The following is a 12,140-nucleotide window of genomic DNA, read 5'->3' on the forward strand; positions in this document are numbered from 1 at the left end:
TGCTATGACTTCTTCGGATGCCGGGGCCCCCGTCCCCGCTCAGCACCCATCGCCCAACCGCCGCCCGGGCGCAGACCGTCCCCGCAGCACTGCGGCATCGGTGCTCTCGGCCCTCAGCGTCGTGTTCGGCGCCTACCTCGTCACCGTGCTCGGCTACTTCATCAGCAGCGGCCAGCAGGCCCAGGCGATCGCCCAGTTCGGCGGCTTCTTCGCCCTGCCAGCGCTCATCGCCTTCGTGCTGCTCAGCGTCTTCAACCTGCTCGGAGCGACGCGCGCGTGGCTTCCGGCTCTGGCCGGCGGCCTCGGCGCCGGTGTGCTCGGCGCCCTGCTCGGCTCGGCCGTGTTGATCTCGGGCACAGCGGGCAACGTCTTCGCCTCGGACGTCGTCATCTACCTGTTCAGCAGCCTGTTCAGCTTCAACCTGCTCTTCGTTCTCTCCATCGCCGTCGCATCCGCCCTGCTCGGGCCCCGCGTCTATGACGCCGTCATCGGCTTCCGCACGATCGGGCGCCGCGTCGGGGAACGCCACGTCGCTCTCGTGCGCATCCCGGCGTCGAACCTCGCGGACGGCGAGCTCACCCACATCGACCGTATCCCGGTCAACATCGAGCTGGCCGACCAGCAGTGGGACAACTACTGCGCCGCACTGGACGCCGAGGGCTGGGAGACGATCGAGGTGCCGGCGGCGCCCGAGATGGCCGACTCGGTCTTCATCGAGGACACCGTTGTGATGTTCGGCGAGCTGGCCGTGATCACCAGCCCCGGCGCGGAGTCGCGCCGCGGCGAGATCGACGGCACCGAGCAGGCCGTGCGCGAGCTCGGCGGCCTCGTGATCGAGCGCATCACCGCGCCGGGCACCCTCGACGGTGGCGACGTGCTCAAGGTGGGCAAGACGGTGTACGTTGGTCGCTCGCTGCGCACCAACGCCGAGGGCATCCGCCAGCTCCGCGTGCTGCTAGCCCCGCATGGCTACACCGTCGTCGCGGTGCCGATGACGAAGGCGCTGCACCTGAAGACCGCCGTCACGGCGCTGCCGGACGGCACCGTGATCGGCTGGGCCCCCTTCGTCGACAACCCCGAGATCTTCGACCGATTCCTGCCGATGCCAGAGGAGGCCGGTGCCGCCCTCATCGTGCTCAGCGCGGACACCGTGCTGATGTCGGCGTCCGCGCCACGGAGCGCCGCACTGATCGCCGACCTCGGCTACCGGGTCGTCACCGTCGATATCTCGGAGTTCGAGAAGCTCGAGGGCTGCGTCACCTGCCTCAGCGTCCGCGTCCGGTAGTTGAGCCAGGCGCCCAACGGTGTGCGCCTGGTCATCGCCACGCACTCCTCGGGGGTGGCCCCAGAAAATGCACGAAACTGATGCTTGCGCTCGGTGATCGTCGCGCCATAGTCTGTAGGGCTGTGCGCCGAACGGCTCCGTTCCACTCGTTCGCGGCACCGGATGACACGCAGCACCAGATGACAACGACGCGCCAGGAGGATGCAATGACACAGACAGCACACACCACGGTCCAGAACCGTTATGTGGGTAGCGCTGCCCGTGCCGCGTCCCCGCTCCTCGCCCGCGTCTCCCTTCCGGCGCGCTAAGCCGCGCCGCACACGCGCTGCCGCAGTTCGCACCTGGCGTTCTGCCCATCCAACACAACGAGACCGCCTCGTCTCCTCTCGATCTTCGCGATCGTCTGCACGAGCGAGCCGCGTCTGACCGCGAGATCGCGGCCTTTCTGCCACTCACACTCTGGGGAACAACCTTGCCTTCAACCGCTGAACACCAGCACCCGCCCACGCCGCAGGGCGACCTCGCCGCACCCCGGCTCGGAACCCTGCGCACTCTCTGGCGCCTGCGCGCCTACGTCGGTCCCGCCATGCCCGCCTTCGTCGGCAGCATGCTCGCCGCCCTCGTCGCGCAGCTCATCGCGCTGACCATTCCGCAGGTCCTGCAGCAGATCGTCGACGGCCCACTGGCGAACCGGGATGCCGCGGCCGTCGTGCCGCTCACCCTGCTCGTCTTCGTGCTCGGCGCCATCGAGGCCCTGCTCTACGGCCTGCGCCGCTGGCTCGTCGTCGGCCCGGGAACGCGGGTCGAGGCGCGCATGCGCAACGCCCTGTACGCCAAGCTCCAAGACCTGCCCGTGAACTTCCACGACAAGTGGCCGAGCGGCCAGCTGCTCTCGCGCGCCGTCAGCGACCTCGGCCTGATCCGCCGCTGGCTCTCCTTCGGCCTCGTGCTGACGATCGTCAACCTCGTCGTGATCGTCGTCGGCGTCGGCATCCTGATGTCGATGAACTGGATGCTCGGACTCATCTTCCTGGTCTGCTCGCTTCCGCTGTGGTGGGCCGGATACCGCTTCGAGGGGCGCTACTCGGAGAAGTCCCGGCTCAGCCAGGACCAGGCCGGCGACCTCGCCACCGCCGTGGAGGAGTCGGTGCACGGCATCCGCGTGCTCAAGGCGTTCGGGCGCGGCAAGCATGCCCTGTCGAACTTCCGCAGCCAGGCCGAGTCGCTGCGCAGCACAGAGATCGCCAAGGCGAAGCTCGACGCGAGCATCTGGGTGTGGATCATGGTCGTGCCCGCGATCGCGCTCTCGATCTGCCTGGTCGTCGGCATCTGGCTGGCCGCGCAGGGCCAGCTCAGCGTCGGCGAGCTGGTCGCGTTCTTCGCGACGGCGACCGTGCTGGCGTGGCCGATCGAGTCGATCGGATTCATGCTCGCGTTCGCCCTCGATGCCCGCACCGCGACCGACCGCTACTTCGACATCCTCGACAGCGAGAACACGATCGTCGACCCTGACGAGCCGCAGCACCTGCAGCGCGCACGCGGCGAACTCGCTTTCACCGATGTGCACTTCCGCTACCAGGATTCGCCTGAGCGCTTCGGCGACCTGCTCGACGGCGTCGACCTCGTGCTCACGCCGGGGGAGACGATGGCGCTGGTCGGCCTTACCGGCTGCGGCAAGACCACCATGACGGCGCTCACGACCCGCCTCTACGACGTCACCGGCGGCTCGGTCACGCTCGACGGGGTCGACGTGCGGGCGTTCAAGCGCGAGGAGCTGCGCACCCACATCGCGATGGCGTTCGAGGATGCCACGCTGTTCAGCGCCTCGGTGCGCGACAACGTGCTGCTCGGCCGCCCGGAGCTCGCCGGCGATGACCCGGCTGTGGTGGCCGAGGCCGATCGGGTGCTCGAACAGGCACTCGCGATCGCCCAGGCCGCCTTCGCCTATGACCTGCCGGATGGCCTGGACACTCGCGTCGGCGAGGAGGGCATGAGCCTCTCCGGCGGCCAGCGCCAGCGCCTGGCGCTGGCCAGGGCCGTCGCGGCCAAGCCGGCCGTCCTCGTGCTCGACGACCCGCTCTCGGCGCTCGACGTCACGACGGAGGCCAAGGTCGAGGCCGCCCTGCGCGAGATTCTCGCCTCGACGACGGCACTCATCGTCGCGCACCGCCCGTCGACGGTGATGCTCGCCGACCGCGTGGCTCTGCTGGAGGACGGTCGCATCACCGCGGTCGGAACCCACTCGGAGCTGCTGCGCACGAGCGAGCACTACCGTTTCGTGATCACGAGCCTCGAGGAGGACGCGCGCAGGGCCGCCGTCGTCGAGGACGTCGCGCCCGATCCCGTCCCGGATGCGATCGAGCGAGAACTGACGATCGCCGCTGAAGAGGCAGCAGAAACCCGTACCGAACGCTCGACACGAGAGGAGGCGACACGATGAGCGACCAGACGTCAGTCAGCGGAGTCCAGGGCGAAGAACGCAACGAGTACAGCAAGGCGGAGTCCAAGCAGATCCGCGCCAGGTCGCGGGCGCTGCTCGGCTCGCTGCTGAAGCCGCTGCACGCCAAGCTGTGGGTCACCGCGGCCGCGATCGTCGTGTCCTCGGCCGCCCAGGTCGCCGGTCCGGCGCTCATTGCATACGGCATCGACCAGGGCATTCCAGCCCTGATCGACCAGAACTGGTTCCCCGTCGCCTTCGCCGGCCTCGCCTACCTGTTCACCGGCCTCATCGGCGGTGTGCTGATCGCCAGCTACATCCGGCTGTCGGCCCAGATCAGCCAGGCGGTGCTGATCGACCTGCGCACGCGGGTGTTCCTGCACACGCAGCGACTGAGCCTGGAGTTCCACGAGTCGTACACCTCCGGACGCATCATCTCGCGCCAGACCAGTGACCTCGATGCGATTCGCGAGCTCCTCGACGAGGGACTCACGCTTCTCGTGCGCGGCCTCATGTACATGGTGTTCACCGCCGTGATGCTGCTGATCCTGGACGCCCCGTCCGGCCTCGTGCTGCTCGCGTCGCTGATCCCGCTCGGGATCCTGACCCGGTGGTTCCAGCTGCGCTCACAGACCCAGTTCCGCCGCTCCCGCGTGGCATCGGCGAAGCTCATCGTGCAGTTCGTCGAGACGATGACCGGCATCCGTGCGGTCAAGGCCTTCCGCAAGGAGAAGCGGAACGAGGAGGAGTTCGGCGCGCTCGTCGAGGACTACCGCACCGTGAACGCCAAGGTGCTCGGCCTCTTCGCCGTGTTCAACCCTGGCCTGGCGTTGATCGGCAACACGGCGGTCGCCGTCACCCTGCTCTGGGGCGGATTCCGCGTCGTCGACGGCAGCCTCGAGGTCGGCGTGCTGCTCGCGGCTGTGCTGTACACCAAGCGCTTCTTCGACCCGATGGAGGACATGGCCATGTTCTACAACGGCTACCAGTCGGCGTCGAGCGCGCTCGAGAAGATCTCGGGCGTGCTGGAGGAGCAGCCGAGCGTTCCCGACCCCGTGAAGCCGGTCGACCTGTGGAACGCGGAGGGCACGGTGCGCTTCGACGGTGTGCGCTTCGCGTACACGAAGGATCGCGACATCCTGCCCGAATTCGATCTGGAGATTCCGGCGGGGCAGACCATCGCCCTCGTCGGGTCGACAGGTGCGGGCAAGACGACGCTGGCCAAGCTCATCTCGCGGTTCTACGATCCGAGCGCCGGCCGGGTGAGCCTCGACGGCGTCGATCTGCGCGACCTGCACCCGAAGGATCTGCGCCGCGCCATCGTGATGGTCACCCAGGAGGCGTACCTGTTCTCCGGAACGGTCGCGGACAACATCGCCATCGGCAAGCCGGACGCCACGCTCGACGAGATCAAGGCGGCAGCGCGTGCCGTGGGTGCCCACGACTTCATCGAGTCACTGCCGAACGGCTACGACAGCGACGTGAACAAGCGCGGCGGCAGGGTGAGCGCCGGTCAGCGCCAGCTGATCTCCTTCGCCCGCGCCTTCCTGGCGAACCCGGCCGTCCTGATCCTTGACGAGGCCACGAGCTCGCTCGACATCCCGAGCGAGCGCCTGGTGCAGGAGGCGCTGCAGACGCTGCTCGCCGATCGCACAGCCGTGATCATCGCCCACCGGCTCTCGACGGTGTCGATCGCCGACCGCGTGCTGGTGATGGAGCATGGCCGCATCGTCGAGGACGGTTCGCCGGAGCAGCTCATCGCCGGCACCGGCCGCTTCGCGCAGTTGCACGCCGCCTGGCGCGACTCGCTGGTCTAGCGCGCCTGCCGGATGCCGCTCGCTGCGGCATCCGGCAGCCTACGCGCTGCGTGGCGGTGCCGTCGACGCGCGCACGATGAGTTCGGGGTGGATCGCCTCGAAGGGGCGCGGCTCGCGGTGCTCGACCATGTCGATGACCGCGGTCGCCGCCGCCTTCCCCACGGCCTCGAACGGCTGCCGCACGGTTGTCAGCGCGGGTGCCGCATATGCGGCGAGAGCAATGTCGTCGACGCTGACGATCGAGACGTCCTCGGGCACCGCGCGCCCGGATTCATGCAAGGCGCGGATGACGCCGAAAGCCATCTCATCGCTCGAGACGAACACTGCGGTGGCGCCGGGGATCGCGGCGATGGTGCGGCCGGCACGGTAGCCGGATTCGGGGGTCCAGTCAGCTGGGATGACCGGTGGCGGGGTGATCCCGTGCTCGGTGAGCACTTGCTCCCAGGCCTGGCGTCGCACGCGGGACTCGACCCAGTAGTCGTCACCGGACACGTGCCACACGGTGCGGTGGCCAAGGCTCAGAAGGTGCTCGGTCGCCATTCTCGCGATCGCTGCCTGGTCGACGACAGTGTCGGTGCCGATGCCCCCCGTCAGCCGGTGCATCAACACCGTCGGAGTACGTTCGGCGCGTGCGCCGATCGCGTTGTCCAGGAAGGTGACGGGAGCGAGCAGGATGACGCCCTCTGCGCCTTGTCGCTCGAGCCGGTCGAAGGCGTCAAGGAACGCGTCGGGGCTGGCGTGATCGGCGACCAGTGCCGTCGTCACCGTGTAGCCCTCCGCTGCCGCGATCGTCTCGATCCCCACGCTGAGCGCTCCCGATGAGTAGCGCGCGGTGGACACCGCGATGACGCCGAGGACGCGGGTGCGGCCGGAGGCGAGCGAAACGGCCGCCGCGTGCACCCGGTATCCGAGCTCGTCGACCGCGGCAAGCACGCGGCGGACCGTCGCAGGTCGCACATTCGGTTGGCCGGACATGACTCTCGAGACGGTCTGCGCCGACACCCCGGCCGCCCGAGCGACGTCGAGCTGGCTCGGCTGGCGGTTCTCCTGAATTGTGCGTGGCATCTGTCAATGATAGTGAACGCTCACTTCCAGCGGGAAAGAATGGCTGCTGGAGGGCATCCTGTGGCAGGATATTGTGAGCGCTAACATTTGCTCCCAAGGTCCGTACTACTCTGTGTTTTGAACGAAATGATGGAATATGACTGATACCTCTGTTCTGAAGGAAGCCCCGCCATTGGCTGCGCTAACATGGCGGGACGGTTCGCTGCTCCGAGACGGCAAGCCCTACCGAATGCTCTCCGGATCGATCCACTACTTCCGTGTTCACCCCGAGCAGTGGGAGGACCGCCTGCGCAGGCTCGCGGCGATGGGAGCGAACACCGTCGACACCTACGTCGCGTGGAACTTTCACGAGGAAGTGGAAGGGGTGCGGCGTTTCGATGGCTGGCGTGATCTGGAGCGTTTCATCCGACTCGCCGGCGATGTGGGGCTCGAGGTGCTGCTGCGCCCGAGTCCGTACATCTGCGCCGAGTGGTCGAACGGTGGTCTGCCTGCCTGGCTGACCGGGCGGGTGCGGGCCGTGCGAACGAGTGACCCGGCGTTCCTGGCCGCAGTCGACGCGTGGTACGACGAGTTGCTTCCGCGCATGGCCCCATTGCAAGCCGTTCACGGCGGGCCGATCGTTGCCGTCCAGGTTGAGAACGAGTACGGCTCGTTCGGCTCGGATCGCGCCTACCTCGAACACCAGAGAGATGCGATCCGCGCACACGGCATCGTCGAGCTCCTCACGACGGCCGACGGGATCATGGCCGACATGCACCACCACGGGTCCGTCGCAGGGGCGCTGCCTACCTTCACCTTCGGCACCGGAGTCGCCACCGCCCAACGGTTGGCCGCTCCGGGCACGGCGCTCGTCTGCAGCGAGCTCTGGGGTGGATGGTTCGATCACTGGGGCGAGCGCCATCACGTGCGCAGCCGGGAGAGCATGATGGGCACCGTCGACGAGTTGCTGACCGCCGGTGGTTCGCTGAGCATGTACATGGCCCATGGTGGCACCAACTTCGGGCTCTGGAACGGGGCGAACTGGGACGGCGTGCTCCAGCCGACGGTGACGAGCTATGACTCGGACGCACCCATCGGAGAGGACGGCACGCTCGGCCCCAAGTTCCATGCGCTCCGCGCCGCATTCGCGCCGTTCCACCAACGCGCGCTGCCCGCTGTGCCCGCCGCGCCCCGCTTCCAGCCGGAGCAGACCGTCCCGCTCACAGCGGAGGTCGCCCTCGTCGACGCCGTGCGATCCATTCCGGCCGCGCACGTGCACGCGATGCCGCTGAGTTTCGAGGACCTCGGCGTATCCGATGGCATTGTCGTGTATGAATCGACGACATTCATCCACGAAGGGGCGGTGCTGACCATCGATGGTTTGCACGATCGTGCCGGAGTGTTCGTGGACGGCGAGCGCATTGCGACGCTGGCGCGCGACGGGCAGCTGAGCGTGTCGATTCCCGGGGGTGGTGTCGCGGTCATCACGATCGTCGTGGAGAGCCTCGGCCGCATCAACTACGGTCCGTTGATCGGAGAGCGCAAGGGAATCCTGCAGGGCGTGCGGCTCGGCAACCGTTACGTGCACGGCTGGACACACCGCGTGCTTCCGCTGGACGGCTGGCAGCCGAGCGGTGTTGCTGGCACGGACGGCGTGGCATCCGCGATCATCGAGGTGGCCGAACCCGCCGATGCCTGGCTCGCGTTCCCGGGTGGCGCGAAGGGGATGGTCTGGCTGAACGGATTCCTCCTCGGTCGGTACTGGGCGGTGGGGCCCCAGGTGACCCTGTACGCGCCGGCGCCACTGTGGCGAGCGGGGCGCAACGAATTGCGCGTGCTCGACGTCGATCGTCTCGGCGACGCCATCGAGGTGCGCCAGGTACCTGAGTTCGGCGAGACCGAGGAATTCATCGGAAGCTGAGTGAACGACAAAGGCCCGCGACGAGCAGAGCTCGTCGCGGGCCTTTGTCGTTCGCGGCCGGTGCTCAGCCCTTGACGGCCCCGGCGGCCAGCCCGGACCTCCAGTAGCGCTGCAGGCTGAAGAACAGTGCGATGAGCGGGATGACACCGAGCAGTGCGCCCAGCATGACGGCGCCCTTGTTCGGGGCGAAATAGCTCATCATGCCGAACAGCCCCAGGGTGACGGGCTTCAGGTCCTGCGACGAGACCATCAGCAGCGGCAGGAGGAAGTTGTTCCAGGTTGCGACGAAAATGAACAGGAAGATCGTCACCATCGCCGGGCCCAGCAGTCGGAGGACGATGGTGAAGAAGATCCGCGACTCTCCGGCGCCGTCGATGCGAGCCGCTTCAAGCAACTCCGTCGGCACGGAGTTCTGGGCGTAGACCATTCCAAGGAATACGCCGAATGGAGACACAGCCGACGGGATGATGATCGCCCATGCGGTGTCGACCAGGCCGAGGGTGTGGAACTCGAGGTAGAGCGGAACGGTGAGCAGCGCAACCGGCATGAGCAGCCCAGCCATGATCACACCGACGGCGATCTTCTTGCCGGGGAAGGCGAACTTCGCGATGGCGTACCCCGCCATGACGGCGAACAGGGTCCCGATGACGCCCGCGGTCAGCGAGTAGAAGACGGAGTTCCCCACCCAGTGCCAGAACATTCCCTGCGTCCACGCCATGAGGCTCTCGTAGTTCGTGCCGAGGTTCCATTCGCCGAACCAGAAGCCGAATGTCGAGGTGAGGTCGCGGTTGTTCTTGGTCGAGGCAACGAACACCCAGAACACCGGGGCCAGGAAGTACACGGTCGCGACGATGAGCGCGGTGATGCCGAGGGCACGAGCCATGGGCTTCGGGGCCACCGCCGTTGAGGGCGCACCCGACGCGCTCGCCCTCGCCCGGCGCGCGGCCGACCTGTCAGTTGTCGTGGCGCTCATGCCGCATCTCCCTTCCGGCGCTGCAGCAGCGCGTATCCGATCGCGAGGATGCCCGCGATGAACGCCATCAGCAGCGAATAGGCGGAGGCGATGCCGGAGCCCGACGGAGAAATGGCGCCGAGGAGCGAGTTGTAGGTGAGCATCATCGGTGTGAAGTCCTTGCCCATCCACGGGTTGGCGCTTTCCATGATGACCGGTTCGTTGAAGAGTTGGATCGTGCCGATGATCGACAACAGCACGGCAAGAAGAGCCGCACCGCGCACGAGTGGAATCTTGACCTTCGTCGCGATCTGCCATCCATTTGCCCCGTCGAGGCGTGCCGCCTCGTACAGCTCACCGGGCACGGCCTGGAGCGCGGCGAGGAAGATGAGCATGTTGTAGCCCGTGTATGTCCACGTCGTCATGTTCCCCATCGAGAGCAGAACCGTGCCGGGCGCCATGAGATCGACGCCGTCGGGCAGGTACTGCATGAACGGCGAGACCTCGGGGGTGTAGAGGTAGAGCCAGATCATCGCCGCGATGATGCCGGGGATCGCGAATGGCAGAAAGGAGGCGAGGCGAAAGAAGGCAGGCCGACGCACGATGAAGGAGTCAAGGAGCAGCGCCAACACGAGTGCGGCAATGATCATCGTGGGGATCTGCACGGCCGCGTAGAGCACGACGCGCCCCATGCCTCTCCAGAAGGAGCTGCTGCCGATGGCCAGGGCGAAGTTGTCGAAGCCGACGAAGGTGTCGACGAGCTCACCGCCGCCGTAGAGCCCTTCGCCAGCCGGCTGTTGAGCGAACAGGGAGGACCGGACCGAGACGATGATCGGGATCAGGAAGACAAGAATGAAGAGGACCGCGAATGGGAGCATGAACACCCATCCGGTCACGGCCTCACGCCTTGTGCGCCCGCCTCGCCGTCGAGGAGGAGGAGGAACAGTGGCTGGGCCCGCTCTGCCCTCAGTGGTGGCCGACACGGCCCCTGCTTGCGTTGTCATTGTCATGGTTCTGCCGTCCGAGTGAAGGCGCCGGCGGAGAAGGGGCGGATGCCACTTCCCCGCCGGCGCGGTGTTCGATTTTCGACGCGGATCGCTACTCGGCGACCGGCAGCCCGAGATCCTTCAGCGTTGCCACCGCGGTGGTCTGTGCCGTGGTGAAGACATCGGCGACCGTGCTCGTACCCGCGCCGACGCCCGCTGCGGTCTCATTCATCTTGGTGAGCGAGGCGAAGCCTGGGGCGTATGCGAAGTCGGGGTTCAGGTTAGCGGAAGCCTCGGCGAGCGCTGCAAGCACGTCCTGGCCGCCGAACTGGCGCTGCATCTTCTCGCTGCTCTGCGGTGTCCCGTTGGCGGCGACGACCAGGCCCTGCGAGGCGAGGTCATCGATCTGGGTGTTGAACCAGTCGTTGAACGCCATCGCCTCGGCTGGGTGCTCGCAGCCCTCCATGACGGCGACTCCGGAACCACCATCGGGACCGGTCATCGCACCGGCGCCGAAATCGGGAAGTTGCGCGACGCGCCACTGACCCTCGCTCGATGTGCCGTCGAGCGAGTCGAGCAGGAAGCCGGCCTCCCACGCAGCGCCGACATGCCCGATCAGGCTGCCGTCGGCGAGCGCCTTCGGGAAGCCATCGCCCCACCGCTCCGTGACGATCGTCTGCTTGTTGTCGACGAGGCCCTGCCAGAACGCGGCAACCTTCTGGGAGCCGGCGCCCTCGGCGTCGACGGCCCACTCGTCGTTCTCCGTGGTGAACCAGACATCACCGGCGGCGGCAGCCTGGGCGGAGAGCCAGTACATTGCCTCATCCGGGGTGAACGCTGTGATGTACTTCCCGGCCGCGGCCGCCGTGGCGGACTCGCTGCTCAGGTCCTCAAGCGTCGCCGGCACGGCGAGGCCGAGGTTCTCAAACTCGGTGGCGTTGTAGAAGTACACGAGGGGGCCCGTGTCCTGCGGGAGGCCGACGACCGCGTCGCCGACCCGCATCATGCCGAATGCGCCAGCGGAGAAGTCGTCGGCATACTTGTCGGCCTCGGAGGCGACGTCCTGGAGGAGTCCCTTGACGAACATCTGCGGGACCTCTGCGTAGCCGAGCTGGGCGAGGCAGGGGCCTGTTCCCGCATTGATGTCGGTCTCGAGCTTGAGAATCATGTCAGAGGCTGCGCCATCGAACTTGGTCGCCTCCACCTGAATGGTGGGGTTCTCCGCGTTCCACCGAGCGACGATGTCGGCGACGGGAGTCATGCCCTCGCCGTCCGGCAGCCGGTGCAGATAGCTGATTGTGACCGCGGGGCCGTCGCCGGCGGGCGCGGACGGTTCGGCGGCGCTGCACGCGGCAAGGCCGAATGCTGACATGGCTCCAACCGCGATTACCGCGGCCGCACGAGTCAGGCGCGTCTGTGATGTCATGGGTTACTCCTCGTTGAGATTGGTCACCGCCCCTGGTGCGGGGGTGGAGCCGGTCGGTCGATGGAATCGTATGGGCGAGTCGGCTGTGTTTATTGAACACCAAAATGTTAGCGCTCACAATAGCAATATTCCTATTACTTGCCATGTTTTCTGGGCTTCACATGAGGAGCGTGCGTCCGAATTGACCAGCGCAAACACGAGGGGCTCGATGCTGCCATCGCCGTGATTGCCTTCTCGCGCGTCGGCCGAGGGCAGAATGTGGTCTCGGAAGC

General features: G+C 67.1%; 8 protein-coding genes. 4 read left to right on the forward strand and 4 right to left on the reverse strand.

The window, feature by feature from the left end:
• Nucleotides 1-4: 4 nt before the first annotated feature.
• The 3 genes from ddaH (at nucleotide 5) to EV379_RS02645 (ending at nucleotide 5,539) form a co-directional block, all read left to right on the forward strand.
• On the forward strand, nucleotides 5-1,285 hold the full coding sequence (ddaH, locus tag EV379_RS17480; protein ID WP_130504776.1) for a dimethylargininase: 1,281 nt from the start codon (nucleotides 5-7) through the stop codon (nucleotides 1,283-1,285).
• Nucleotides 1,286-1,871: 586 nt separating this feature from the next.
• Nucleotides 1,872-3,725: an ABC transporter ATP-binding protein gene (locus EV379_RS02640; RefSeq protein WP_130507251.1), complete on the forward strand. Its 1,854-nt coding sequence runs from the start codon at nucleotides 1,872-1,874 to the stop codon at nucleotides 3,723-3,725.
• Entirely contained in the window at nucleotides 3,722-5,539 is a 1,818-nt protein-coding gene (locus tag EV379_RS02645; protein WP_130504777.1) for an ABC transporter ATP-binding protein, read from the forward strand. The genes EV379_RS02640 and EV379_RS02645 overlap by 4 nt, the downstream gene beginning before the upstream one ends.
• A 39-nt stretch (nucleotides 5,540-5,578) precedes the next feature.
• Here EV379_RS02645 and EV379_RS02650 read toward each other — a convergent pair whose 3' ends face one another.
• Complete coding sequence (locus EV379_RS02650) at nucleotides 5,579-6,604, reverse strand: LacI family DNA-binding transcriptional regulator (RefSeq protein ID WP_130504778.1); 1,026 nt, start codon at nucleotides 6,602-6,604, stop codon at nucleotides 5,579-5,581.
• Between the two features lie 136 nt (nucleotides 6,605-6,740).
• Between EV379_RS02650 and EV379_RS02655 the strand changes: the two genes are divergently transcribed.
• On the forward strand, nucleotides 6,741-8,504 hold the full coding sequence (locus tag EV379_RS02655; RefSeq protein WP_130504779.1) for a glycoside hydrolase family 35 protein: 1,764 nt from the start codon (nucleotides 6,741-6,743) through the stop codon (nucleotides 8,502-8,504).
• A 64-nt stretch (nucleotides 8,505-8,568) separates the two neighbouring features.
• Here the strand turns inward: EV379_RS02655 and EV379_RS02660 are convergent, their stop codons facing one another.
• The 3 genes from EV379_RS02660 to EV379_RS02670 all read right to left on the reverse strand — a co-directional run bounded on the left by EV379_RS02660 (nucleotide 8,569) and on the right by EV379_RS02670 (nucleotide 11,868).
• The gene (locus EV379_RS02660) at nucleotides 8,569-9,477 is read right to left on the reverse strand and encodes a carbohydrate ABC transporter permease (RefSeq protein ID WP_130504780.1); all 909 of its coding nucleotides are present in this window, start codon (nucleotides 9,475-9,477) and stop codon (nucleotides 8,569-8,571) included.
• Nucleotides 9,474-10,352, reverse strand: a complete 879-nt coding sequence (locus tag EV379_RS02665; protein ID WP_242616202.1) for a carbohydrate ABC transporter permease — start codon at nucleotides 10,350-10,352, stop codon at nucleotides 9,474-9,476. Before EV379_RS02665 ends, EV379_RS02660 begins: the two co-directional genes overlap by 4 nt.
• Before the next feature lie 202 nt (nucleotides 10,353-10,554).
• Entirely contained in the window at nucleotides 10,555-11,868 is a 1,314-nt protein-coding gene (locus EV379_RS02670; protein ID WP_130504782.1) for an ABC transporter substrate-binding protein, read from the reverse strand.
• Nucleotides 11,869-12,140: the final 272 nt, after the last annotated feature.

This window comes from Microterricola gilva (assembly GCF_004217495.1).
Taxonomy (GTDB): Bacteria; Actinomycetota; Actinomycetes; order Actinomycetales; family Microbacteriaceae; genus Microterricola; species Microterricola gilva.